At 58.2% G+C, this 25,578-nt stretch carries 23 protein-coding genes; 13 read left to right on the top strand and 10 right to left on the bottom strand.

Features of this window, described 5'->3' with window-relative positions:
- Nucleotides 1-20: 20 nt before the first annotated feature.
- Nucleotides 21-917 (top strand): LysR substrate-binding domain-containing protein, encoded by an 897-nt coding sequence (locus SERAS12_RS21855; RefSeq protein WP_013814614.1) that lies wholly within the window; start codon nt 21-23, stop codon nt 915-917.
- Between the two features lie 21 nt (nt 918-938).
- Here the strand turns inward: SERAS12_RS21855 and SERAS12_RS21850 are convergent, their stop codons facing one another.
- Together SERAS12_RS21850 and SERAS12_RS21845 are read right to left on the bottom strand one after the other, a co-directional pair.
- Nucleotides 939-1,247, bottom strand: a complete 309-nt coding sequence (locus tag SERAS12_RS21850) for a putative quinol monooxygenase (protein ID WP_004948272.1) — start codon at nt 1,245-1,247, stop codon at nt 939-941.
- 37 nt (nt 1,248-1,284) lie between these two features.
- Nucleotides 1,285-1,866 carry an NAD(P)H-dependent oxidoreductase gene (locus tag SERAS12_RS21845; RefSeq protein WP_004948269.1) on the bottom strand — a complete coding sequence of 194 codons (582 nt, stop codon included), beginning with the start codon at nt 1,864-1,866 and terminating at the stop codon, nt 1,285-1,287.
- Between the two features lie 324 nt (nt 1,867-2,190).
- Between SERAS12_RS21845 and parC the strand changes: the two genes are divergently transcribed.
- The 3 genes from parC to ftsP all read left to right on the top strand — a co-directional run bounded on the left by parC (nt 2,191) and on the right by ftsP (nt 6,982).
- The gene (gene parC / locus SERAS12_RS21840; RefSeq protein WP_013814613.1) at nt 2,191-4,464 is read left to right on the top strand and encodes a DNA topoisomerase IV subunit A; all 2,274 of its coding nucleotides are present in this window, start codon (nt 2,191-2,193) and stop codon (nt 4,462-4,464) included.
- A 232-nt stretch (nt 4,465-4,696) separates the two neighbouring features.
- The gene (locus tag SERAS12_RS21835; RefSeq protein WP_013814612.1) at nt 4,697-5,434 is read left to right on the top strand and encodes a 1-acylglycerol-3-phosphate O-acyltransferase; all 738 of its coding nucleotides are present in this window, start codon (nt 4,697-4,699) and stop codon (nt 5,432-5,434) included.
- Between the two features lie 132 nt (nt 5,435-5,566).
- Entirely contained in the window at nt 5,567-6,982 is a 1,416-nt protein-coding gene (ftsP, locus tag SERAS12_RS21830; protein ID WP_013814611.1) for a cell division protein FtsP, read from the top strand.
- 20 nt (nt 6,983-7,002) lie between these two features.
- On the opposite strand, the gene SERAS12_RS21825 is transcribed toward ftsP, so the two are convergent.
- Entirely contained in the window at nt 7,003-7,917 is a 915-nt protein-coding gene (locus tag SERAS12_RS21825) for a LysR family transcriptional regulator (protein WP_143760045.1), read from the bottom strand.
- 133 nt (nt 7,918-8,050) lie between these two features.
- On the opposite strand from SERAS12_RS21825, the gene xapA reads away from it, so the two are divergent.
- Nucleotides 8,051-8,872: a xanthosine phosphorylase gene (xapA, locus tag SERAS12_RS21820; RefSeq protein WP_013814609.1), complete on the top strand. Its 822-nt coding sequence runs from the start codon at nt 8,051-8,053 to the stop codon at nt 8,870-8,872.
- Nucleotides 8,873-8,950: 78 nt separating this feature from the next.
- The gene (locus SERAS12_RS21815; protein ID WP_013814608.1) at nt 8,951-10,210 is read left to right on the top strand and encodes a nucleoside permease; all 1,260 of its coding nucleotides are present in this window, start codon (nt 8,951-8,953) and stop codon (nt 10,208-10,210) included.
- A gap of 37 nt (nt 10,211-10,247) precedes the next feature.
- Here SERAS12_RS21815 and SERAS12_RS21810 read toward each other — a convergent pair whose 3' ends face one another.
- Nucleotides 10,248-11,135 (bottom strand): PfkB family carbohydrate kinase, encoded by an 888-nt coding sequence (locus SERAS12_RS21810; protein WP_013814607.1) that lies wholly within the window; start codon nt 11,133-11,135, stop codon nt 10,248-10,250.
- Nucleotides 11,136-11,316: 181 nt separating this feature from the next.
- Between SERAS12_RS21810 and SERAS12_RS21805 the strand changes: the two genes are divergently transcribed.
- A complete protein-coding gene (locus SERAS12_RS21805; RefSeq protein WP_013814606.1) occupies nt 11,317-13,482 on the top strand; it encodes a YgiQ family radical SAM protein in 2,166 nt (721 codons plus the stop codon).
- 63 nt (nt 13,483-13,545) lie between these two features.
- On the opposite strand, the gene SERAS12_RS21800 is transcribed toward SERAS12_RS21805, so the two are convergent.
- Nucleotides 13,546-14,151, bottom strand: a complete 606-nt coding sequence (locus tag SERAS12_RS21800) for a transglycosylase SLT domain-containing protein (RefSeq protein ID WP_013814605.1) — start codon at nt 14,149-14,151, stop codon at nt 13,546-13,548.
- Between the two features lie 266 nt (nt 14,152-14,417).
- On the opposite strand from SERAS12_RS21800, the gene SERAS12_RS21795 reads away from it, so the two are divergent.
- The 4 genes from SERAS12_RS21795 to SERAS12_RS21780 all read left to right on the top strand — a co-directional run bounded on the left by SERAS12_RS21795 (nt 14,418) and on the right by SERAS12_RS21780 (nt 17,874).
- Nucleotides 14,418-14,723, top strand: a complete 306-nt coding sequence (locus SERAS12_RS21795; RefSeq protein ID WP_004948253.1) for a PTS sugar transporter subunit IIB — start codon at nt 14,418-14,420, stop codon at nt 14,721-14,723.
- A gap of 105 nt (nt 14,724-14,828) precedes the next feature.
- Nucleotides 14,829-16,148: a PTS cellobiose transporter subunit IIC gene (locus SERAS12_RS21790; RefSeq protein WP_013814604.1), complete on the top strand. Its 1,320-nt coding sequence runs from the start codon at nt 14,829-14,831 to the stop codon at nt 16,146-16,148.
- Entirely contained in the window at nt 16,145-16,474 is a 330-nt protein-coding gene (locus tag SERAS12_RS21785; RefSeq protein ID WP_004948247.1) for a PTS lactose/cellobiose transporter subunit IIA, read from the top strand. The genes SERAS12_RS21790 and SERAS12_RS21785 overlap by 4 nt, the downstream gene beginning before the upstream one ends.
- The gene (locus SERAS12_RS21780) at nt 16,471-17,874 is read left to right on the top strand and encodes a GH1 family beta-glucosidase (protein ID WP_013814603.1); all 1,404 of its coding nucleotides are present in this window, start codon (nt 16,471-16,473) and stop codon (nt 17,872-17,874) included. Before SERAS12_RS21785 ends, SERAS12_RS21780 begins: the two co-directional genes overlap by 4 nt.
- Before the next feature lie 45 nt (nt 17,875-17,919).
- On the opposite strand, the gene dkgA is transcribed toward SERAS12_RS21780, so the two are convergent.
- Both dkgA and yqhD read right to left on the bottom strand, forming a co-directional pair.
- On the bottom strand, nt 17,920-18,744 hold the full coding sequence (gene dkgA, locus SERAS12_RS21775) for a 2,5-didehydrogluconate reductase DkgA (RefSeq protein ID WP_013814602.1): 825 nt from the start codon (nt 18,742-18,744) through the stop codon (nt 17,920-17,922).
- Between the two features lie 291 nt (nt 18,745-19,035).
- Complete coding sequence (yqhD, locus tag SERAS12_RS21770; RefSeq protein ID WP_013814601.1) at nt 19,036-20,199, bottom strand: alcohol dehydrogenase; 1,164 nt, start codon at nt 20,197-20,199, stop codon at nt 19,036-19,038.
- 194 nt (nt 20,200-20,393) lie between these two features.
- On the opposite strand from yqhD, the gene SERAS12_RS21765 reads away from it, so the two are divergent.
- Nucleotides 20,394-21,299, top strand: coding sequence for an AraC family transcriptional regulator (locus SERAS12_RS21765; protein ID WP_041416392.1), 906 nt, complete (start codon nt 20,394-20,396; stop codon nt 21,297-21,299).
- A gap of 28 nt (nt 21,300-21,327) precedes the next feature.
- On the opposite strand, the gene SERAS12_RS21760 is transcribed toward SERAS12_RS21765, so the two are convergent.
- Entirely contained in the window at nt 21,328-22,356 is a 1,029-nt protein-coding gene (locus tag SERAS12_RS21760; RefSeq protein ID WP_013814599.1) for an NAD(P)-dependent alcohol dehydrogenase, read from the bottom strand.
- Between the two features lie 108 nt (nt 22,357-22,464).
- Here SERAS12_RS21760 and SERAS12_RS21755 point away from each other — a divergent pair, with 108 nt between their 5' ends.
- Nucleotides 22,465-23,391, top strand: coding sequence for a LysR family transcriptional regulator (locus SERAS12_RS21755; protein WP_013814598.1), 927 nt, complete (start codon nt 22,465-22,467; stop codon nt 23,389-23,391).
- On the opposite strand, the gene SERAS12_RS21750 is transcribed toward SERAS12_RS21755, so the two are convergent.
- Nucleotides 23,388-24,047: a DedA family protein gene (locus SERAS12_RS21750; protein WP_013814597.1), complete on the bottom strand. Its 660-nt coding sequence runs from the start codon at nt 24,045-24,047 to the stop codon at nt 23,388-23,390. The two genes, SERAS12_RS21755 and SERAS12_RS21750, sit on opposite strands and share 4 nt — an antisense overlap.
- A 154-nt stretch (nt 24,048-24,201) precedes the next feature.
- Nucleotides 24,202-25,398, bottom strand: a complete 1,197-nt coding sequence (metC, locus tag SERAS12_RS21745; protein ID WP_013814596.1) for a cystathionine beta-lyase — start codon at nt 25,396-25,398, stop codon at nt 24,202-24,204.
- Nucleotides 25,399-25,578 lie beyond the last annotated feature (180 nt).

The raw sequence follows: 25,578 nt of genomic DNA, 5'->3' as shown, positions 1-25,578 counted from the left end.
GACCACTCTGGGCGGAATGCATGAAAATCACCCTCGAAGAATTGCTGGCGTTTACCTCTGTGGTCGACAGCGGCTCCATTACCTCCGCCGCAGAACAGCTCGGCCAGACCACGTCCGGTATCAGCCGCGCGCTCAGTCGCCTGGAAAAGAAACTCGACACCACCCTGATGCGCCGCACCACGCGCCGACTTGAGCTGACCGAAGAAGGCCAAAGCTTTCTTGGCCATGCGCGCGACATTATCCGTTCGGTGGAGAACGCCGAAGAGCAGATGGCGCTGCGCAGGCTGATCCCGGCCGGCAAATTGCGGGTCAACGCCGCCGCCCCCTTTATGGAACACGTGATCGTGCCGCTGGTGGCGGGATTTCGCCAAAGTTATCCGCAGATCGAGCTGGAGTTGAATACCGACAACCTGATTATCGATCTGCTGGAGAAGCGTACCGACATCGCCATTCGCATCGGCATATTGCGCGACTCAACCATTCATGCGCGTCTGCTGGGGGCCAGCCGTTTGCGTATTCTCGCCAGCCCGGATTATCTTGAACGTTATGGCACCCCGAACAGCGTGGAAGCGCTGCGCGACCACTGTCTGCTCGGCTTTACCCAGCCTGAGTCACTCAATCTGTGGCCGCTGCGCAACCCTCAGGCGCCGCATTTCGCCATCACGCCGACTCTCTCGGCATCCAGCGGTGAAACGCTAAGGCAACTGGCGTTACGTGGCGAAGGAATAGTGCAGTTGGCGGATTTCATGACGCGCGACGATCAGCGCAGCGGGCGGTTGGTGCAGTTGCTGGAGCAGGACACGCTGGATGTGCGCCAGCCGATTAATGCGGTGTATTACCGCAATACCCAGCTGGCGGCGCGTATTACCTGTTTTCTGGACTACGTCAGCGCGCATATCGACGCGCAGACGCTATAGGGACCAGAGCGGCCCCGGGCATTACAGCGCGTTACCCAGCACGTGAATGGTCACGCCAACCACGCTGTCTTTGATGGTGTCGCGATGCTTGTGCATATGAGCGATATCCAGATGTTTTTCCAGATGCGCCTGGCTTTCCCATTTTTCCAGCATAAACACCGAGTCCGGCGACAGCTTCTGCCATGGGGCCTGAGTATGGCTGTCGATCATCGGCGTATATTCGCCGCAACCCTCTTCCGCCAGTACCAAGGGGATCAGTTTCTCGATCGCTTTGAGCACCGTTTCACGGTGGCCCGGTTTGGTCTTGATTTCTGCAATTACGGTGATCATCACAACCTCATTGTTTTATGCGCTTACGCGGCCTTAGTTAAGCAAAAATTTCTGCCAGGTGCGCGCGATAACGTGCGATATCGCTGTCGATATCAGGTTGTTTAATCACGTCATTACAGATAAAGGTCGGCAGCGCTTCCATGCCCAGGAACTGATTGGCCTTGTGGAAGTGCAGATAAACGCCGTCAACGCCCACGCCGTGGAAGAACTGCTGCGGGTCGGTAAAGGCTTCCAGCGGCGCGTTCCAGGTCAGGCTCAACAGGTATTTCTTGCCCTGGATCAGGCCACCTGAGCCGTATTTCTTGCCGGCGTCGGCGCGGGTGCGACCGTCGCTGGCGTACAGGCTGCCGTGCCCGGCGGTGAACACTTCATCGATGTATTTTTTCAGGATCCAGGGTTCACCCATCCACCAGCCTGGCATCTGATAAATCACCACGTCGGCCCACAGGTATTTCTGCACTTCGGCTTCGATGTCATAGCCGTCGTCGACCACGGTGACCTGCACATCGTGTTTCACGTCGCGCAAGAAGCTTTCCGCCACGTCGCTCAGCGTTTGGTTAAGTTCGCCGTTTGAATGGCCGAATTGCTTTTTAGCATTGATAATCAGGATGTTGCTCATTTTCGCGGCTCCTGTCAGAGTTAAAATGGGGACTGCTTTCCGCGTTTGAGCGCAGAAAGCATTTCGTTGACAGGGAGTGTAATCGTTAGCAATAGCCGTAAAAATGGGATCCAGCGCACAACAGTGTTGACTCTGAGTCAATAAAGGCACCGCCAGGTAATGAATTTTTGCATAAAATCGGCCGTTGAACCGGCTTCACCGGGCGATTGCTGCGCCAACTGTGACAGCTACCCTGCTGATGGGTTACTATCGCCGACAGAATCGACAAGCTATACCCTTTGTCGTCCAGGGATTGCCAAGCCACGGTCTGAGGATAATTGAGTAATGAGTGATCTGACTCATGACGGTGTAGAGCGTTTACCGCTGCACACATTCACTGAAAACGCCTATCTGAACTATTCCATGTACGTCATCATGGATCGGGCGTTGCCGTACATTGGCGACGGTCTAAAGCCGGTACAACGGCGCATCATCTACGCCATGTCCGAACTGGGGCTGAACAACAGCGCCAAATTCAAAAAATCCGCCCGTACCGTGGGTGACGTGCTGGGTAAATACCATCCGCACGGCGACAGCGCTTGCTATGAAGCGATGGTGCTGATGGCGCAGCCGTTCTCTTATCGCTATCCGCTGGTAGACGGCCAGGGGAACTGGGGGGCGCCGGACGATCCGAAATCCTTCGCGGCGATGCGTTATACCGAATCCCGCCTGTCCAAATACGCGGAAGTGCTGCTGGCCGAACTGGGCCAGGGCACCGTTGACTGGGTGCCGAACTTTGACGGCACCATGCAGGAGCCGAAGATGTTGCCGGCGCGCCTGCCCAACATCCTGCTGAACGGCACCACCGGCATTGCCGTCGGCATGGCGACCGACATCCCGCCGCACAACGTGCGGGAAGTGGCCGCCGCCGTCGTGGCCTTGATCGACAAACCCGGCGCAGGGCTTGAGGAGTTGCTCGAGTTCGTGCAGGGTCCGGACTTCCCGACCGAAGCCGAAATCATTACGCCGCGCGATGAAATCCGTAAAATTTACCAGAACGGCCGCGGCTCGGTGCGTATGCGCGCCATATGGAAAAAAGAGGACGGCAGCGCGGTGATCACCGCCTTGCCGCACCAGGTTTCCGGCGCCAAGGTGCTGGAGCAGATCGCCAGCCAGATGCGCGCCAAAAAGCTGCCGATGGTGGAAGATCTGCGTGACGAATCCGATCACGAGAACCCGACGCGGCTGGTGATTGTGCCGCGCTCCAACCGTATCGATCTGGACCAGGTGATGAACCACCTGTTCGCCACCACCGATCTGGAACGCAGCTACCGCATCAATATGAACATGATCGGTCTGGACAACCGCCCGCAGGTCAAAGGGCTGGTGGAAATCCTTACCGAATGGCTGGCATTCCGCCGCGACACGGTGCGCCGTCGTCTGAATTATCGTCTGGAAAAAGTGCTGAAACGCCTGCACATTCTGGAAGGTTTGCTGGTGGCGTTCCTCAATATCGATGAAGTGATCCACATCATCCGCAGCGAGGACGAACCCAAGCCGGTGCTGATGCAGCGTTTCGGCATTTCCGACACCCAGGCGGAAGCGATCCTCGAGCTGAAACTGCGCCATTTGGCGAAGCTGGAAGAGTTCAAGATCCGCGGCGAGCAGGATGAGCTGGCCAAAGAACGTGATCACCTCCAGGCATTGCTGGCTTCTGAACGCAAGCTGAACACCCTGATCAAGAAAGAGATCCAGGCCGATGCGCAGGCCTATGGCGACGATCGCCGTTCGCCGATTACCGAGCGTGCGGAAGCCAAGGCGATGAGCGAGCATGACTTTGTGCCGTCCGAGCCGGTGACTATCGTACTGTCGGAAATGGGCTGGGTGCGTAGCGCCAAGGGCCACGATATCGATCCAAGCGGCCTGAGCTACAAAGCCGGCGACAGCTACCGCAGCGCGGCGCGCGGCAAAACCAACCAGCCAGTGGTGTTTATCGACTCCACCGGGCGCAGCTACGCGCTCGATCCGTTGACGCTGCCTTCGGCGCGCGGGCAGGGCGAGCCGTTAACCGGCAAGCTGACGCCACCGCCGGGCGCGACCATTGAGCAAGTGCTGATGGCGGCGGACGATCAGAAACTGTTGATGGCCTCTGACGCCGGTTACGGTTTTGTCTGCACCTTCAACGATCTGGTGGCGCGCAACCGTGCCGGTAAGGCGATGATCACTCTGCCGGACAACGCCAAAGCGCTGGCGCCGATGGAGATCCACGGTGACGACGACATGTTGCTGTCGATCACTGCTGCCGGACGCATGTTGCTGTTCCCGGTTGCCGATCTGCCACAGTTGTCGAAGGGCAAGGGCAACAAGATTGTTTCTATTCCGGCGGCGCAGGCCGCTTCCGGCGAAGACAAGCTGACATGGTTGTTCGTGCTGCCACCGCAAACCTCCGTGACCTTGCATGTGGGTAAACGCAAGCTGACGCTGCGTCCGGAAGACTTGCAGAAATTCCGTGCGGAGCGCGGCCGTAAAGGCACCTCATTGCCACGTGGCTTGCAGCGTATCGATCGCGTAGAGATCGATGCACCGGCGCGTGCGCCTGCGGGCGACAGCGAAGAGTAAGCCGACGGCATAACAAACGGGCGCAGCATGCTGCGCCCGCTTTATTTCCCGCCACCGGCAATTATTTTCAAATAGTTAACATTTCTCTGCATAAAATTATTGTGCGTATCGTCGGCTGGCGGGAAAATAGAAAAAAATGCAGGTGAGGTTTTCGGACTCTGCAATCAAAGAATGAGTAAAGGGATCTGCGCAGCGCTTCAGGCTGCGTCGGCAGTGTGCTAATGAGGTTGTTATGTTATTAATTTTACGTGCCGTGCTCGCCACTCTGTATTGTCTTCTGGTGTGCATTTTCGGTTCTATTTACTGTTTATTATTCCGTCCCCGCGATCCCCGCCATGTGGCGACGTTCGGCCATCTGTTTGGCCGTCTGTCCGGGTTATTCGGTTTGAAAGTAGAAGTCCGCGTACCGACCGATGCAGCCAAAAACGGCAACTGCATTTATATCGCTAACCACCAGAATAACTACGATATGGTGACGGCAGCCAAAGCCGTGCAACCGCGAACCGTGACCGTCGGCAAAAAAAGCCTGTTGTGGGTTCCCTTTTTTGGCCCGCTGTATTGGCTGACCGGTAATCTGCTGATTGATCGGGATAACCGCGCCAAAGCGCATGGCACCATTGCTCAGGTAGCCGAACAGTTCAAGAAGAGAGATATCTCGATCTGGATGTTTCCGGAAGGCACCCGCAGCCGCGGGCGCGGGCTGATGCCGTTTAAAACCGGTGCATTCCACGCGGCAATCGCCGCTGGGGTGCCGATTGTGCCGATCTGCGTTTCTACCACCACCGGTAAAATTAATCTTAACCGTTGGAATAATGGCCATGCGATCGTAGAAATACTGGAGCCGATCGACATCAGCAATTACGGCAGAGAAAATGTGCGTGAGCTGGCGGCCCATTGCCATGAGCTGATGTTGGCGAAAATCGCCGAGCTGGACGAAGAAGTCGCTCAGCGCAATGCGGCCGGAAAATAATATTCCCACCGGCTTCAAAGAATGAACTTTTAAACGGCGCTTGATGCCGTTAACGCCTGGGCTCCTGCTAATCTGATTAACAGGGGTCCGGTCTTTGCACATGGTTTAGTCATTGATTTTCATGGAGAAAATATGTCACTCAGTCGACGTCAGTTTATTCAGGCATCGGGCTTGGCGCTGTGCGCGGGAGCCGTGCCGCTGAGGGCTGAGGCGAGCGGAACGCAGACGCCATTACCGATTCCTCCGTTGCTGGAATCCCGCCGCGGTCAGCCGCTGTTTTTAACCTTGCAGCGCGCCCATTGGGCGTTTATGGATAACCGCAAGGCGTCGGTGTGGGGCATTAACGGCATGTATCTTGGGCCGACGGTGCGGGTTTATAACGGGGACGACGTCAAGCTGATCTACAGCAACCGTCTGCCGGAGCCGGTGGCGATGACCATCAGCGGCCTGCAGGTGCCCGGCACCCTGATGGGCGGCCCACCGCGTATGATGTCGCCTAACGTCGACTGGTCGCCGGTGTTGCCTATTCGCCAGAGCGCGGCCACCTGCTGGTATCACGCCAGCACGCCGAACCGCATGGCGCCGCACATTTACAATGGCCTGACCGGGCTGTGGCTGGTTGAGGATGAGGTCAGCAAAGCGCTGCCGCTGCCGAACCACTACGGCGTTGACGACTTCCCGCTGATCATTCAGGACAAACGGTTGGATAATTTCGGTACGCCGGAATACGATCCGCCGTCGCAGGGCGGTTTTGTCGGTGACACGCTGCTGGTCAATGGCGTGCAAAATCCTTACGTCGAGGTTTCTCGCGGCTGGGTGCGCCTGCGACTGCTTAATGCCTCTAACTCGCGCCGCTACATGCTGCAACTGAGCGACGGCCGGCCGTTCAACGTTGTCGCCAGCGATCAGGGCTTCCTGCCTGCGCCGGTGGCGGTGCAGCAGCTTTCGCTGGCGCCGGGCGAACGCCGTGAAGTGCTGGTCGATATGTCAAAAGGCGATGAGGTCACCATCACCGCCGGTGAAGCGGCGGGCATGATGGATCGCCTGCGCGGCCTGTTTGAACCTTCGAGCATTCTGGTCTCCACCCAGGTGCTGACGCTGCGGCCTACCGGCCTGTTGCCGTTGGTGACCGATAACCTGCCGATGCGCCTGCTGGCGGATCAACTGCTGGACGGCAGCGCCAGCCGCACCCGCGAATTCCGTCTGGGCGACAGCCAGCCAGGGATCAACGGCGCTATCTGGGACATGAACCGCATCGACGTGCAAACACAGCAGGGCACCTGGGAGCGCTGGAACATTCATGCGGATACACCGCAGGCGTTCCACATTCAGGGTGTGCAGTTCCTGGTGAAACGCGTCAATGGCGCGCAGCCAATGGCGGAAGATCGCGGCTGGAAGGACACCGTATGGGTCGACGGCGACGTCGAGCTGCTGGTTTACTTCAATCAGTCCACCTCGGAGCACTTCCCGTTCCTGTTCTACAGCCAGACGCTGGAGATGGCGGATCGCGGTACCGCAGGTCAGTTTATGGTGCAGCCGGCGCTGTAAGCCGGCCCTGTGCGGCGCTGTCAGGGGGCCGCACGCAGCATGTCCAGAAACGCCTGCACTACCGGCGTGGCGCTCTCGGCATGATAAATGGCGTACAAATCCGCTGACGGCGCCTGCTGCAGCGGGCAGAACCGCACGCCTGGCCACGGAATGCGGCCGTAGCTGTCCGGCAACAGCGTGATGCCATAACCTTCGGCCACCAGCGCCATCAGGGTTTGCGGCTCATTGACCTGATAGGCGATGTCCGGTTTGAAACCTTGCTGCAGGCACAGATTGTGCAGATACAGCCCCAGACTGGCCTCGTGCGGCGGCAGGACCATGAATTTGTCATGCTGCAGTGCCGCGAGCGGCAGGCTCTCCGCCTGTGCCAGCGGGTGATCGAGCGGCAGCACCACCGCAATATTCTCCCGCGCCAACAGTTGGCAGGCCAACCCCGGCAATGCCTGTTCCCTGGCCTCTCGCCAGACGCCAATATCGATATGACGCTTTTGCAGCGCGGCGATCTGCTGGCTGGGCGTCAGCTCGTTCAACGCCCAGGTGACGTTGGCCGTTTGCCCGGCAAAGCGCTTCAACGCCGGGATCAACCCGCCCCACACCGAGGTGCCTACCATACCGACCACCATATGACCGGCTTCGCCACGGCCCAACTGTTGCACCTGATTCAGCGCATGACCGGCCTGATCCAACAGCATCTCGACGTTGCGAAACAGCGTGCGGCCGGCCAGCGTCAGCGACATCGAACGGGTGGTGCGCTTGAACAGCGCGACGCCGAGTTGGCTCTCCAGTTCTTTAATGTGCTTGCTGAGCGGCGGTTGCGAAATATTCAGCCGTAGCGCCGCCTGGGTGAAGTTCATTTCCTCTGCCACGACGCGGAAATAGTGCAGCAGGCGGAAGTTAATCCGGCTGGGGTCTGGCAGTTGCTGGGGGGATTTTATGCTGATGATGGCCTCCTGGTGCTACCAATTTATAGGTAAACGGAATAAATCGGCTGCCAATAATGTATTGGTCGCCGTCGCGCATCGCTCTCTACTATGGGGATTATTTCACCCACCCACAGAAGAGAATACTATGTTTAATCAAGAAGATGCTTTTTCCTGTGCCGAAGCGATCCGCCGCCGCCTGCCGGGCTTCCAGCCGCGCGCCGCGCTGATACTGGGTTCCGGGCTGGGCGCGCTGGCGGAGGTGATGACCGACACCCTGATCATCGACTACGCTGAGCTGCCAGGGTTCCCGGTCAGCGGCGTTGCGGGCCACGCCGGGCAACTGGTCGCAGGCTGGCTGGAAGGCGTGCCGGTACTGTGCATGAAAGGCCGCGGGCACTACTACGAAGGGCGCGGCATGCAGGTGATGACCACCGCCGTGCGCACGTTCAAACTGCTGGGCTGCGAATTCTTGCTGGCAACCAACGCCGCCGGCTCGTTGCGCCAGTCGGTGCCGCCGGGCAGCCTGGTGGCACTTACCGATCACATCAACTTTATGCCTGAATCGCCGTTGGTTGGCGACAACGATGAGCGTTTCGGTCCACGCTTCTTCAGCCTGGCCAACGCCTATGACCGCGAACTGCGCGGCCAACTGGCGCAGGTAGCCGAGCGCGCGGGCATTCCGCTGGCCGAAGGGGTATTTGCCGCCTACACCGGGCCTAACTTCGAAACCCCGGCGGAAATTCGCATGATGCAGACGCTGGGGTGCGATGTGGTCGGCATGTCGATCGTGCCGGAAGTGCTCTCGGCGCGCCACTGCGGCCTGAAGGTGCTGGTGGTGTCGGCGATGACCAACTACGCCGAAGGGCTGTCCGATACGCCGCTCTCCCATGAACAAACCCTGAGCTGCGCCGCGCTGGCGGCCGACGATTTTATGCGCCTGATCCGTGAGTTCTTCAAAACGCTGTGATGCTGTAAACCTCGCGGCAGGGCGCAGGGACCTTGCCGTGCGAATCATCGTTTCAATCAAAATAATAAGGTGATGGTGATGGCAATAAAAACGCGACTGAAGGTAATGGTTTTTCTGCAGTTTTTTATTTGGGGCGCCTGGCTGGTCACGCTGGGATCTTACATGATTAACACCTTGCATTTCAGCGGTATGCAGGTGGGTATGGTGTACAGCGCCAAGGGCATAGCGGCGTTGATTATGCCGGGTCTGGCGGGCATCATTGCCGATCGCTGGGTCAAGGCTAACTATCTGTATGCGCTGTGTCATCTGTTCGGTGCGATCGCGCTGTACTGTGCCGCCCAGGTTGAGCAGCCGATGATGATGTTCTGGGTCATGCTGTTCAATGCCATGATGTATATGCCGACCATTTCGCTGTCCAACGCCATCGCCTATTTTTGTCTGGAGAAACACGGTTACGACACGGTGAAGGATTTCCCGCCGGTGCGGGTGTACGGCACTCTGGGGTTTATTGTGGCGATGTGGCTGATCGGTTTCAGCAAAATTGAACTCAGCAATATGCAACTGTATCTGGCTTCCGGGGTGTCGCTGCTGCTGGCCGGCTATGCGCTGACGCTGCCTAATTGCCCGACCAGCAAAGTGGAAAAATCAAAAAGCTGGTTCAGCGTTCTGGGGCTGGACGCGCTGGTCTTATTTCGCCAACGACGCATGGCGCTGTTTTTCCTGTTTGCCATGCTGCTGGGCGCGGCGCTGCAAGTGACCAACACCTTCGGTAACCCGTTCCTGCACGATTTCGCGCAAAATCCGCTGTACCAGGACAGCTTCAGCGTCAGATACCCGGCGGTGCTGTTGTCGCTGTCGCAAATTTCTGAGGTGTTTTTCATCCTCACCATTCCGTTTTTCCTGCGCAGATACGGCATTAAACAGGTGATGTTGATCAGCATGGCGGCCTGGACGCTGCGCTTCCTGTTCCTGGCCTACGGTACCCCGGTCGGTTTTGGCTTCGTGCTGCTGCTGCTTTCGATGATCGTTTATGGCTGCGCCTTTGATTTCTTCAATATTTCCGGCGCGATCTTCGTAGAGAAAGAGGCCGATCACCGCATCCGCGCCAGCGCGCAGGGGCTGTTCATGACGATGGTGAATGGTTTGGGCGCTTATCTGGGGGCGATCGCCAGCGGCGAGGTGGTGGATTTCTTTACCCGCAACGGCATAAAAGACTGGCAGAGCATCTGGCTGGTTTTCGCGCTGTATACGCTGGTGCTGGGCGTGGTCTTCGCACTGACCTTCCATTATCGGCACCGGCCGGAGGAGCAGACCGGGCCGGTAGAGCGCGCTCATTAGATCAAGGCAATGGGCGCAGAGGTGCGCCCATTGTGCTTCAGCTTTCGGGAAAGCGTTGTTGCAGCTGTTGCCAGTTCGGTGCGCTTGCTGCACCCTGGCTTGCCACTACGCAGGCGGCCACGCGGTTGGCCAGGCTGACTGCCTGCGGCAGTGGCCAACCGGCGGAGATACCGGCCAACAGACCGGCGCAGTGGGCGTCGTCGGCACCGAGAGTATCCACAACCTGGGCCTGAGATGCGGCAACGTTCAGCGGCGGATTACGGCCATCGCAAATCCATGCGCCTTCCCCCTCCAGCCGGCATATCAGCGTAATATTGTGCGCGGCGGCAAAACGTTGTGCGGCGGTGAACACGTCGCCTTCGCCGCACAGCGTTGTTGCCTCGTTGCGATTGAGCGTCAGTACCGTGTCGCTGTCGCTGAGCATGGCGAAGAAATCCGCATCCAGCAGGCCAACCCGCGAGCCGGGATCGATCAGGCGCCATTGGTCGAACGGCAGCCGTGTCAGCCAGTCGCGCAGCGCTTCACCGCTCTCGCCCGTCAGTTCGTCGCCATGGATGTAGATCAGCGTTTCCTGCGTCAACGGCAGTGTGGCGAGCTGAGCCTTGTTCCACTGCGTTTCGCACCCCGGTATCCTGACAAAGGTGCGCTTGCCGCAGGGCTCCAGTTGCGTAAGACGCTGGCCGTTATCCCTTTGGCCGTGGCGCAGCAGCACCGGCAGACCGAGTTCATTCATGGCGGTTTCAATCATCGCGCCCCATTCGCCATTGCCTACCGGCATGCCATTGACCACCGGCGCCTGCAGGCGGCTTAGTGCGCGGGCCACGTTAAATGCACTGCCGCCGATCTGCCGCTGTTGCCCCAGATCGATTTCTCCGATTGCGCTACCCAGCACCAGAACCGGTTTTACTGCTAAAAGCTCATTCATTTTGTCCTCCGCTGCCGGCCATCGGGCCGGACAGATAGGCTATGATGACGTCGCAAACGCCCGGAGTCGAGGGGCAAGCGGGTTGGCGATGTGACTAATGTGTGAAATAACCATGCTCTTTTTGTCACTAGTGCGTATAATCGCCGCCCGGCGATTAATTAACCTGTGAAAGAGCACCAGAATGAGCACGACCAGCCTGATCCAACCCGACCGTGAATTGTTTTCCTATAAGCCTTATTGGGCCGAATGTTATGGCACCGCGCCGTTTTTACCGATGTCGCGCGAAGAGATGGATCAACTGGGCTGGGACAGCTGCGATGTGATCATTATCAGTGGTGACGCCTATGTCGATCACCCGAGTTTTGGCATGGCGATCATCGGCCGCATGCTGGAAGCGCAGGGCTTCCGCGTGGGCATTATTGCGCAGCCGGACTGGAGCAATAAAGAAGATTTCATGCGCCTGGGCAAGCCGAACCTGTTCTTCGGCATCACCGCCGGCAACATGGATTCGATGATCAACCGTTATACCGCCGATCGCAAACTACGCCACGACGATGCCTATACCGCCGGCAACGTGGGCGGCAAACGCCCGGATCGCGCAACACTGGTGTACAGCCAGCGCTGCAAAGAAGCCTATAAAGACGTGCCGATCGTACTGGGTGGCATCGAAGCCAGCCTGCGTCGCATCGCGCATTACGATTACTGGTCGGATACCGTGCGCCGTTCGGTGCTGGTGGATTCCAAAGCCGATATGCTGATCTACGGCAACGGCGAGCGTCCGCTGGTGGAAGTGGCGCACCGCCTGGCCGCCGGTGAAAAAATCAGCGAGATCCACGATATCCGCAACACGGCGGTGATGCGTAAAGGCGCGCTGCCGGGCTGGACCGGCGTGGATTCCACCCGTCTGGACAAACCGGGCCGCATTGAGCCTATCCCCAACCCTTACGGCGAGGATCTGCCGTGCGCCGACGGCGGTACGCCCGAGCCGGAAGCCAAGCCGGTCACCGTGCGCGCCGCCAAGCCAAAGCCGTGGGAAAAAACCTACGTGCTGCTGCCGTCCTTCGAAAAAGTGAAGGCCGACAAAGTGCTGTATGCGCACACTTCGCGAATTCTGCACCATGAAACCAACCCAGGCTGCGCCCGTGCGCTGATGCAATCGCATGGCGACCGTTATGTGTGGATCAACCCGCCGGCAATCCCGCTGACCACGCCGGAAATGGACAGCGTGTTTGCCCTGCCATACCAGCGTATTCCGCATCCGTCCTACGGCAAGGAAACCATTCCGGCCTACGACATGATCCGCTTCTCGGTCAATATCATGCGCGGTTGCTACGGCGGTTGTTCGTTCTGTTCGATCACCGAGCATGAAGGGCGTATCATCCAGAGCCGTTCGGAAGATTCGATCATTCGTGAAATCGAAGAGATCCGCGACAAGGTGCCGGGCTTTACCGGCGTGATCTCCGATCTGGGTGGCCCGACCGCCAACATGTACATGCTGCGCTGCACCAACCCGCGCGCTGAGCAGACCTGCCGTCGCGCCTCGTGCGTCTATCCGGAAATCTGCACCTACATGGACACCAACCACGAGCCGACCATCAACCTGTATCGCCGCGCGCGTTCGCTGGAGGGCGTCAAGAAGATCCTGATCGCTTCCGGTGTCCGTTATGATCTGGCGGTGGAAGATCCGCGCTACATCAAAGAACTGGCAACCCACCACGTCGGCGGCTATCTGAAGATCGCCCCGGAACACACCGAGGAAGGGCCGCTGTCGAAAATGATGAAGCCGGGCATGGGCAGCTACGATCGGTTCAAACAGCTGTTCGACCATTATTCGAAGTTGGCGGGCAAAGAGCAGTATCTGATCCCGTATTTTATCTCTTCGCATCCGGGTACTCGTGATGAGGACATGGTGAATCTGGCGCTGTGGTTGAAGAAAAACCGTTTCCGCCTCGATCAGGTACAGAACTTCTATCCTTCACCGATGGCCAACTCCACCACTATGTATTACACCGGCAAGAACCCGTTGAGCAAGGTAGGGTATAAGTCGGAAGACGTGGTAGTGCCGCGCGGCGATCGTCAGCGCCGTCTGCACAAGGCGCTGTTGCGCTATCATGACCCGGCTAACTGGGCGATGATCCGCACCGCGCTGGAAGAAATGGGCATGAAGCACCTGATCGGCAGCCGCCGAGAGTGTCTGGTACCGGCGCCAAGCATCGACGAGCAGCGCGAAGCGAAGCGCCTGCAGCGTCATACCCGCCCGGCGCTGACCAAGCATACCGACATTACCCGGCAGCGCACGCCGTCGAACAAGCCGCCGCGCAAGCCTATCCGCAACGGCAAGCCGTAACGGCTGAGTCAGGTGCTTAAACGAAAGGAGAACCCCAGGGTTCTCCTTTTTTGCTTTTGAAAATCACAATTGTTCGTAGGCCGCTTCCACCTTCATCAAATGGCGCGGTGCCTGCGGAGCGGGATGATATTTGCGCACATGCCAGTTAAAGGCTTCCGGCGACAGCGTATTAATCATCGTGATGGCTTGCTCGCGGTTGCTGGAAAAGGTCCGCAACAGCGCGCCTGTGCCGTTGACGTAGGCGATAATGGTGGCGTAACGCAGAGTCACTGGATCGTAGATCCCTCTAAGCTGCTGTTTTTGCAACACGGCCAGATAGGCAGCGCCGAGATCGATGTTGGTATCGGGATCCAGTAGATCGTCTTCGTCCGGGCAGCCGCGTTTCCCTTTGTAGCGATAGGCGTCGCAGCCGGCGGTGTCGGCTTTCAACTGCATTAAACCGATGGCATTGGACTTACTCACCGCCTCTGGGTTAAAGCCGGATTCTACCTTAATCATTGCGGCGATCAGTTTTTGGTCGACGCCGTATTTATCGGCAGCATCTTCGATCGCGTCGTCGTAGGCGTGAGGATTGTAACTGACGCGGTGCTTTTTGCCGGCGCAGCCTGCCAATACCAGCATCGCGCAAACGATGCCCAAGCGTGACCACTGCCGTAGAGAAAATTTCATGGTGCTCCGTGCTTTAGTTGAGTGGGGGGTAACCTCAGGTGCGTCATGATAGCGTCAGCCGGGTAAAAGATCTTTAGCAAAAAAATGGCTGTTTTCCTGTACTCCATGATGATGAATTTATCGCCGGCGGCAATTCTGGATCTTCCTCACATAACCCGATTAAATGATGAAACCGGTTACTGAAACCGGTTGCTGTTTTTTCATATTTTCCACCATACTCATTTCTCAACTGAATCATTTGTACGCAATTAGCTTCAGGAGATCGGATGAAAAAGATATTTCTTTGCTGTGCTGCCGGCATGTCGACCAGCATGGTGGTGAGTAAAATGAAAAAGTCTGCCGAACAGCAGGGAATTGAGGTGGATATTATTGCCGTAGGTATAGAGGAATTCGAATCTACGCTGGCTAATTACCAATGCTGCCTGCTGGGGCCACAAATCAAATATAAGCTGGCCGATTTTAAAAAGATCGCCGATCGGGAAAATAAGCCGATTGCGGTTATTAACAGCATGGATTACGGCATGATGCGCGGCGATAAAATTCTGGCCGAAGCCTTGGCGATGATCGCATAACACCGAGAGAACCAGGGCCGTGCCACCTCTGTTATCCCTGGCTCTCCGGCCAGGATTGAGCCGCTTTTTACCCCATTGCTCACCAAACGTCCCGAGGGTTGAACCATGAGTATCAGCCAGGCTGCATTCAATTTCATCGAAAACCGCATCAGCCCGATTGCCGGTAAATTATCGACCCAGCGCCATATTATGGCGATCCGCGACGGTTTTATTTCCGCCATGCCGTTCATGATCGTCGGCTCATTTTTACTGGTCTTCGCCTATCCGCCTTTTGCCGCCGACAGCAGTTGGGGAATAGCCCAATGGTGGCTGGGTGCGGCGGAAAAACATCAGGTCGCCATTCTTACCCCGTTTAATATGACGATGGGCATTATGTCGATCTATATTACCGCCGCCATCGCCTACAATCTGGCGCAAAGTTATAAGCTCGATCCCTTTATGGCGGCGATGCTGGCGCTGATGTCTTTTTTACTGGTCGCTGCGCCGCAGACCGAGAAGATGTTGCCGACCGCCGCGTTGGGCGGCGTGGGGATCTTCACCGCCATTCTGGTGGCGATCTACACCACCGAGCTGATCCGTTTCCTTAAAGTGCGCAATATCGGTATCTCGCTGCCGGAGCAGGTGCCGGCCAAAATCAAGCAGTCGTTCGATCTGCTGATCCCGATCCTGGCGGTGGTGATTACGCTGTATCCGCTCAGCCTGCTGGTGCAACACCAGTTTGGCCTGCTGTTGCCGCAGGCGATCATGGCGCTGTTCCAGCCGCTGATTTCCGCCGCCGACTCGTTGCCGGCGATCCTGCTGGCGGTATTGATCGGCCATCTGCTGTGGTTTGCCGGGATTCACGGCGCGGTGATTGTCTCCGGCATGCTGCAGGCGTTCTGGCTGACCAATCTGGGCATTAACCAGGATATGCTCGCGGCCGGTCAACCGCTGCCGCACATTTTTATGGAAGCCTTCTGGACCTTCTTTATCGTGATTGGCGGCTCCGGAGCCACCTTTGGGCTGGTGCTGCTTTATCTGCGCAGCCGTTCGGCACACCTGCGGTCGATCGGCAAGCTGAGCCTGGTGCCGAGCTGTTTCAACATCAACGAACCGGTGATCTTCGGCACGCCGATCGTGATGAATCCCACCTTCTTTATCCCGTTTATCACCGCGCCGATCGTCAATTCGATCATCGCTTATGCGGCGGTGAAGCTGGATCTGATCGGCCGGGTGATCTCGGTGGTGCCCTGGACCGCACCGGCGCCGATTGGCGCAGCCTGGGCCACCGGCTGGGACTTCCGCGCAGCGCTGCTGGTGATGGTGCTGGCGGCGGTATCGGCGTTGATCTACTACCCGTTTTTTAAAGTCTATGAACAGCAACTGCTGGATCAGGAAGTGAGTGACGCGGATCCGATTGAACAAACGCAAGGAGTGACCGAATGATCGACATGGAAACGGCGGTAATGGAGCTGATCATCAATGCCGGCGAGGCGCGCAGCTGCGCCATGCAGGCGCTGTATGCGGCACGTAAATACCAGTGGGATCAGGTAGATATTCTGCTGGCGGAATCGCAGCTGGCGGCGAAGCGCGCCCACGCGACCCAGACTGAGCTGATCGGCTTTGACGAGGGGGAAGGCAAGCTGCCGGTCAACCTGATTATGGTACACGCGCAGGACCACATCATGAACGCCATGCTGGCGCGCGATCTGGTGGAAGAGCTGGTCAGAATTTATCGATTGCTGGAACAGAACGGAGTGCAAAACGCATGAGCGTATTTCCAAAGGATTTCCTCTGGGGCGCGGCGACCGCGTCTTATCAGGTTGAGGGCGGCCATGATGCCGACGGCAAGGGCTTGTCCAACTGGGATCTGTTTTCCCATCTGCCCGGTACTACCTATCAGGGCACCAACGGCGACGTGGCGGTCGATCACTATCATCGCTTCCGGGAAGACGTGGCGCTGATGGCCGAGCTGGGCATGCAAACCTATAGATTTTCGATCTCCTGGCCGCGGCTGCTGCCGCAGGGGCGGGGAGAGGTGAACGAGGCCGGGATCCGCTTCTACAGCGAACTTATCGACGAACTGCTGAAGCACAATATCAAACCTATGATCACCCTTTATCACTGGGATCTGCCGCAGGCTTTGCAGGAACAGTTCGGCGGCTGGGAATCGCGTGAGATCGTCGACGCCTTCGATGAATACGCCCGCCTGTGCTATCAGCGCTTTGGCGATCGCGTCGAGCTGTGGTCAACCTTCAACGAAACCATTGTGTTTATCGGCATGGGCTACATTACCGGCGCACATCCACCCAGGCTGACCGATCCGAAAAAGGGCATTCAGGCCTGCCACCACGTGTTTCTGGCCAATGCGCGGGCGGTGAAAAGCTTCCGCGAAATGGGGATCGACGGGCAGATCGGCTTCGTCAACGTATTGCAACCTAACGATCCGATCAGCGACTCGCCGCAGGATCGGCGCGCCTGCGAGATTGCCGAAGGGATCTTCACCCACTGGCTGTACGATCCGGTGCTGAAGGGAGAATACCCGGCAGAGCTGCTGGCGATGGCGCAGCAGGCGTTTGGCGTGCCGTATTTCGCGCCGGGTGATGAGGAGCTTCTGAAGCAGAACATCGTCGATTTTATCGGCCTGAATTACTACAAGCGTGAGATGGTGGCGCATAACGACGACGTGGACGGCTATGCCATCAACACCAGCGGCCAGAAGGGCAGTGGGCGCGAACTGGGCTTTAAGGGGCTTTTTAAACAGGTACGCAACCCGAACGGCGTTTACACCGATTGGGATTGGGAGGTTTACCCGCAAGGGCTGACCGACGCCATTGGCCGCATCGTCAAACGCTACGGCAATATTCCCCTCTACATCACCGAGAACGGGCTGGGGGCCAAGGATCCGATTGTCGACGGCGAGGTGCGCGATCAACCGCGCATTGATTATCTGCGCGATCATATTCAGGCGATCGGCGCGGCGATCGAACAGGGTGCCGACGTGCGCGGCTATTACCCCTGGTCGTTTATCGATCTGCTTTCCTGGCTCAACGGCTATCAGAAGCAATACGGTTTCGTCTATGTCGATCATAACGACAATCTGGCGCGCAAGAAGAAGCAGAGCTTTGGCTGGTATCAGCGGGTGATCGCCACCAACGGCGAGCAGCTATAGCGGGGAAATAAAATGGCCCTCTCGTTGGGGAGAGGGCCGGGAACATTACAGCGACTCGGGATCCGGCCCCAGGCGATTGCCGATATCCAGTTTGGCTATCTCGCTCAGTTCGTCTTTATCCAGTTTAAAATCAAATACCTCGAAGTTTTCACGGATGCGCGACGGCGTGACCGATTTCGGGATCACGATCAGGCCGCTGTCCAGGTGCCAGCGCACCACGATCTGCGCCGGTGTCTTCTCGTATTTGTCCGCCAGGTGTTTGATCACCTGCTGGTCAAATACCCCTTCGCCACCCTGTGCCAGCGGGCTCCAGGACTCGGTGGCGATATGATGGGTGGCATTCCAGGCGCGCAGCTGACGCTGTTGCAGCAGCGGGTGCAGCTCGATCTGATTGATTACCGGTGCGATGCTGGTTTCATCCAGCAGACGCTGCAGGTGCGGAATGTGGAAGTTGCACACGCCGATGCTCTTGATCAGCCCCTGCTCGCGCAGCTTGATCAGCCCGCGCCAGGCGTCGACGTACTGATCCTGCTGCGGTTTTGGCCAGTGGATCAGATACAGATCGACATAGTCCAGTTTGAGCTTTTCCAGGCTGGTTTCCAGCGCGGCCTGCGGATCGCCCTGATCGTCGTTCCACAGTTTGGTGGTAATGAACAGCTGCTCGCGCGGCACCGAGGCAGATTGCAGCGCGGCGCCGACCCCTTCCTCGTTCTTGTAGATCGCAGCGGTATCAATCGAGCGATAACCAATTTCCAGCGCTTTGGTCACTGCATTGGTGGTCTCTGAAATACTCGCCTGCCAAACGCCGAGACCCAACTGCGGCATCAGATTGCCATCGTGGAGTTTGATGATGGGTTGTTGCGTTGTCATGCGCGTCTCCTTGTGAACTGATTGCCCGGCACAGCATGCGCCGGAAAACGGCTATAAATAAATTCTAGTTGGCAAACCGGGGTGTTGCTGAGTTTGCTAACCAAATTTCAGCGGTTGCGGCACGGTCTGGTACAGGTCATGTTTTTCTCCCATTAGATTAACGAGACGAGGTCATGCGATGCGATCGGCAGCGCAGAGAAAGCGCTGAACTGCGCCCGGTGATCGGTCGGGCGCAGGGTGCAGAAACGGTAAATAGAAACTAAAGCCTAGCAGGAAATCGCCGGTTTGCGATTAACGCGCCGCTTCATAAATGCGTTGGCTGACTTCCAGGGTGATGTCCTGGTGTTCGCCCAGTGCGGTCATGCCGTGCTGATGCAGCTTGTCGAGCAGCGCCGGGATTGAGCTGCCGTCGAGCTGGTAATCCGCCATACGGGTCGGTACGCCCATTTGCTCGAAGAAAGCGCGGGTGGCAGCGATGGCGCCATCGATACGGCTGTCTTCGCTGCCGTCGCGCAGGCCCCAAACGCGTTCAGCGTATTGCAGCAGTTTTTCGCGCTTCTGCGCTTTTTTCTCGGTCAACAGGGCCGGCAGAACGATCGCCAGCGTCTGTGCGTGGTCCAGATCGTGCATTGCAGTCAGCTCGTGGCCCAGCATGTGGGTCGCCCAGTCCTGCGGCACACCGGCGCCGATCAGGCCGTTCAACGCCATGGTGGCGCTCCACATCACGTTAGCGCGCACTCCGTAGTTTTCCGGCTCGGCGAGCGCGCGCGGACCGTCTTCCAGCAGCGTCAGCAGCAGGCCTTCGGCAAAACGGTCCTGCACTTTGGCGTTGACCGGGTAGGTCAGGTATTGCTCAAGGGTGTGTACAAAGGCATCTACCACGCCGTTGGCGATCTGGCGCGGCGGCAGCGAGTAGGTCACTACCGGATCCAACACCGCGAACAGCGGCTGTACGTGCGGCGAGAAGAAGTGTTGCTTGTCGCCGCTGCTTTTGCGGGTGATCACCGCACCGCTGTTGGATTCAGAACCGGTAGCCGGCAGCGTCAGCACGCAACCCATAGGCACCGCACCGGTGATCTGGCTGCCGACGGTTTTCAGGATGTGCCACGGATCGCTGTCCGCCTGATAATGCGCTGCGGCGGCAATGAACTTGGTGCCGTCAACCACGGAACCGCCGCCGACCGCCAGCAGGAAATCGATGTTTTCCGCACGTACGACGTCGACCGCTTTCATCAGCGTTTCGTAGGTTGGGTTAGGCTCGATGCCGGAGAACTCCAGCACGTTACGGCCGGCCAGTGCGGCATAAACCTGATCCAGCACACCGTTTTTCTTCACGCTGCCGCCACCGTAGGTGATCAGGATGCGTGCGTCCGCAGGGATCTGCTGTGCCAGGCCGGCAATTTGATCCTGGCCGAACAGGATTTTGGTTGGGGTATGGAGAATAAAGTTTTGCATGGGGTAATTTCTCTTCTGCATGAGGCAAGCGCCGGCGGCGCAAAAATATCTGATGCGTATTGTCAGTAACTTAGCCTCGCAGCACAATGCACATTCCTGTGCAAGTCTTGCCTATTCCTACAAAGCGTTGTAGAAAAATAGAGTTTTACACTATTATTTATGCCGAATTGTTCTGAGTGTAAGAGGGTATTTCAGTGATGGAAATTGATGAGCTGCGCTGCCGCATGGCGCGCCAGGCCGCGCGCTTTGCCGAGGGTAACGGCTATACGCCGTCGCCGGTGCCGCGGGTCAAGATCCTGTACGTTGATCGCTACAGCCCGCGTCAACCGGTGATGTATGAACCGGGGGTGGTGATCGTTTTTCAGGGGCACAAGGTCGGTTATTGCGGCAATAAGGTGTTCCAGTACGATCCGCGCAACTATCTGCTGATGTCGGTGCCGCTGCCGTTCGAGTGCGAAACCTTCGCCAGCCCGGAGCAGCCGTTGGTAGGGTTGGCGGTCAATATCGATACCCAGATGCTGCAGGACCTGCTGATCGATATCGGCGATGACGACTATCTGATGCAGCCGCGCCGGGAAAGCAGCGGGGTGAATCTGGCCGCGCTGTCGGAAGAGATGCTGTGCGCCACCGAGCGCCTGCTGGACGTGATGGCCAAACCGCTGGACGCCCGGGTGCTGGGGCCGCAGATCGTGCGTGAAATCCTCTATCACGTGCTGCGCGGCTCCTGTGGGGCATCGTTGCAGGAGTTGGTCAACCGCCATACGCATTTTAGCCAGATCGCCAAGGCGCTGCGGCGTATTGAGAATCAGTATGCGGAAGGCCTCAACGTGGAGCAGCTGGCGGGCGAAGTGAATATGAGCATCTCGGCGTTTCACCATAACTTCAAGGCAGTGACCAACACCTCGCCGCTACAGTATGTGAAATCGTATCGGCTGCACAAGGCGCGTTTATTGATGGTGCACGACGGCCTGAAGGCCAGCACCGCGGCGATCCGCGTCGGCTACGAGAGCGCCTCGCAGTTCAGCCGCGAATTCAAACGCTTCTTTGGCGTGACGCCGAGCGATGAAATTGCCCGGCTGCGCGACAGCCCACTCGGTTAACGTCGGCTGCCTGCCGCCGGGCAGTGCCTCAAGGGATCAGCACGATCTTGCCGAAGGCCCCGCGGTCGAGATGATCGAGCGCCTGCGGCAGTTGGTCGAAGCGGTAAACCCGGTCGATCACCGGCTGCAGCCCGAGGGTGTCCACGGCGCGCACCAGATCTTCCAGCGCGCGGCGATGGCCGACGCCAATCCCTTGAATCACCGGCGATTTCATCAGCAGCGGGCCGGCAGGGGCAGAGACTTCGAAGCCTTCGAGGGCGCCGATCACCGAGATGCGCCCGTGAACCGCCACGGCACGGACCGAATTGCCGAGGTTGGGGCCGCCAACGGTGTCAATCACGTGATCGATACCCTGGTCTTGCGTCAGTTCATACACGGCGTCCACCCAGTCGCCGTTCAGGCGGTTAATGCCGTGATCGGCACCCAGCGCTTTGGCACGCGCCAGTTTTTCATCGCTGGCGGAGGTGATGTATACCTCCGCGCCGTGTGCCTTGGCTATCTGTAGCGCGAACAGCGCCACGCCGCCGGTGCCTTGCACCAACACCGATTCGCCGGCGTGCAGGCGGCCTTGTTCCACCAGCGCGAACCAGGCGGTCAACCCGGCGCACGGCAGGGTGCTGGCCTGTACGTCGTCCAGCGAGGAGGGTGCTGCGGCCAGCCAGTCTTCGTGCACCACCACGTATTCCGCCAGCATACCCTGATAGAAACCGCCAAGGGCGCGGTAGGGCGGTGTACGCGCGTCGCCGTGCGGCTTCTGTCGACCGTCGATCCAGCCTGGGCTGAAGGTGGAGATCACTCGATCGCCGGGTTGGAAGCGGCTGACGTCGGCACCGATGGCATCCACTTCGCCGGCCATGTCGGAGGCGGGGGTAAAGGGCTGCGGCAACGTCATCCCCATACCGGTTTCAATCACCATCTTGTCGCGGTAGTTGAGCGCCACCGCTTTCACTTTCACCCTGATCTCGTGCGGCCCCGGCTGCGGGATGGCGCTTTCGGTCAGTTGCAGGTGTTCACGCCCCAGGGTGGCCATTGTCCAGCGTTGCATTGTGTCAGTCATGATTCACTCCAAAGTCGGTAATAAGTAGACCTGTCAATATTATCGTTGATTGATATTCGCCAGTGGCGATAAGATTTCCTTTGATTGTTTCCTTCAGAGATACAAACCATGACCGATCGGTTGAACGGCATTTCGGTATTTGTCACCGCCGTGGGAGCGGGGAGCTTTGCGCTGGCTGCCAGCCGGCTGCATCTTTCGCGCTCGGCGGTGGGGAAGACCATCGCCAGACTGGAACAGCGGCTTGGCGTGCGCCTGTTCCACCGCACGACTCGCAGCCTGAGCCTGACCGACGACGGGGCGCTGTTCTACGAACGCTGCCTGCGGGCGCTGGAGGAGATCCGCACGGCGGAAACGCTGCTGGAATCGGGCAAACGAGAGGTCAGCGGCAAGCTAAGGGTAACTATGCCGGTGCTGTTTGGCCGCATCTGCATCGCGCCGCTGCTGACCGAACTGGCGCGCGAACACCCTGGGTTGGAGCTGGAGCTGTCATTTAACGATCGCGTCGTGGATTTGATTGAGGACGGTTTTGATCTGGCAATCCGCAACGGTGAGTTGGGCAACAGCAGCGAACTGGTGGCACGGCGACTCGGTAACCATCGCATGGCGCTTTGCGCCGCGCCGGCTTACTTGCAGCGCCGCGGTGAACCGCAGAACATTGAACAACTGGCGCACCACGACGCGGTGGCTTATGTGCGTGCCGGCATGGTGCGCAACTGGTTGATCCCCGAAGCGGACGGCGTGACGCGGGAGATGATGCCGGGTACCCGTCTGCAGATGGATGACCTGCAGGCGATAGCGGATGCGGCTGTTGCCGGGTTCGGCATTGCCTGGCTGCCGTGTTGGCTGGTGCGCGGGCAACTGATTAAAGGTGAACTGGTGCGGATAATGCGAGATCGGCCGGGGCTGTTTTTCGACGCTCATGCGGTGTGGCCGCAGACGCCGCATTTGCCGTTGAAGGTGCGGCTGGCGGTGGATCGGTTGGCGAGCAAGTTGCCCGCCAATATGGAGTTGATTGAAGCGAAGCCTGTCGGTTAGGCGGAGGCGCGTTTTTTGCGCCAGATAACCAGCATGGCGCCCAGTAAGCCCACCAACAGCAGCAGCAGCGGCAGGATCATCAGCCCGGTCATCACCTGGCTTTCGTAGCGTTTCACCAGTGGGATCTGGCTGAAAGCGTAGCCGAGGCTGACCAGAGTGCCGACCCAAACTGCCGCGCTTAACCAGTTAAACAGATGAAAACGCGCGCTGTTCAGCCCAGAGATGCCGGCTATGGTTGGCAACAGGGTGCGAACGAAGCCGAGGAAGCGGCCGATCATCAGGGCCATCAGGCCGTGACGGCTAAACAGGTTGTGCGCACGTTGGTGATACTGGGCGGGCAGTTGCAGCAGCCAGCCTTTCACCAGGCTGGTATGCCCCAACCAGCGGCCCTGCAAGTAGCTGAGCCAGCAGCCGAGGCTGGCGGCGAGGGTCAGAATAATCAGCGTGGGGATAAAAGCCATCACGCCTTTGGCGATCAATGCACCGGATAACAGCAGCAGGCTGTCGCCGGGCAGGAAGGAGGCTGGCAGTAATCCATTTTCAAGGAACAAAGTGGTGAAAAGTACGGCATAAACCACCCAAATTACGCTTGGATCGGCAAGGGCAATGAAGTCCTGCTGCCAAAGCGCATGAACAATCTCTCGTAATACATCCATTTTAAGTCCTGTTGCATGCCGGTTGCGCCCGGGGCCCCCTTCTCCAGGAGGCGGTGTTGACCGTATCTGACCATTACCCGCTTAGTGTACTGCTAATAGCTTAAGCACACATTAAACGAAGCAGAATAAAATTGGCAGCGCAACGGGCTGCGGATCAGCGTGCGTTGGCGATACGCTCGAACCCTTTTGCTAGGTCGGCGATCAGATCCTGCACGTTCTCCAGGCCGATATGGAGGCGCACCAGCGTACCGGAAAAATCAACGCCGCCCGCCGGACGGATCGCCTCCAGCTCTTCCGGTTGGTTGGCCAGGATCAGCGACTCGTAGCCTCCCCAGGAATAGGCCATGCTGAAATGGCTGAAGTTATCCAGATAGTCGGCCAGTTGCTTGTCGCTGAGCCGTTGTTTCAGCACGAAAGAGAACAGGCCGTTGCAGCCGCTGAAATCGCGGCGGTAGAACTCATGGCCTTTGCAGCCGGGCAGTGCGGGGTGATTGATTACCGCCACCTCCGGCCGTTCTGCCAGCCAGTTGGCGACTTCGATACTGCTCCGCTCGTGCTGCTTCAGGCGTATGCCCAGCGTGCGCAAGCCGCGGCTTGCCATATAGGCGGTATCGGCGTCCACCATCTGGCCCATCAGGTAAGAATATTCGCGCAGTTGATCCCAACAGCGTTCGTTGGCCACGGCGGTACCGAGCATGTAATCGGAGTGCCCGATAATGTATTTGGTGCCGGCCTGAATCGAAATATCGATATCAAAATCCAGCGCCTTGAACAGCACGCCGGCCGCCCAGGTGTTGTCGATCATGATCACTATTTCCGGCGCTACGGCGCGGATGGCCTGCACCATCGCCGGGATATCCTGAATTTCCATGGTGATGGAACCGGGGGATTCAAGAAACACCACGCGGGTATTGGGCTGAATCAGCCCGGCGATATCGGCGCCGATCAGCGGGTCGAAATAGGTGGTCGTCACGTTCATGCGGCTAAGAATATGGCTGCAAAAATCCTGTGTCGGCTCATAGACCGAACCGGTCATCAGCACGTGATCGCCGGCGCCGACAAAGGATAAAATGGCGTTGGATACCGCCGCCGCGCCGCACGGATAAAGCACGCAGCCCGCACCACCTTCCAGCTCGACCATCGCATCCTGAAACGCGAAGTGGGTCAGGGTGCCGCGGCGGCCATAAAACAGTTCGCCGTGGGCACGTTGGGCGGTGGCGTGTTTCTTGGCCGCAACGGAGTCAAATACCAGTGAGGAAGCGCGCTGGGTGACGGGATTGACGGAGCCCTGGGTATAGCGTTTGCTGCGCCCGGCGGCGATCAGCGTGGTTTCGATATTTTTTGACGTCATAGGAATGGGCTCACTTTTACTGGCTTTTCACTGGCGTTTTTGCGATAGCCCTTAGGTTAACATGACATATAATAGCCATCCAGACGTTTTAACTTCCAGATATAGAAACGGCCATAATCCTCTGCCGGAGCGCGTTCTGGCACGCCATCATTCTGCGTGACGGCGTTTAACTCGCTCGCA

The sequence above is a fragment of the Serratia sp. AS12 genome (assembly GCF_000214195.1).
Classification (GTDB): Bacteria; Pseudomonadota; Gammaproteobacteria; order Enterobacterales; family Enterobacteriaceae; genus Serratia; species Serratia plymuthica.
The sequence above is the reverse complement of the archived record's forward strand: the minus strand, read 5'-3'. Positions and strand labels throughout refer to the sequence as shown.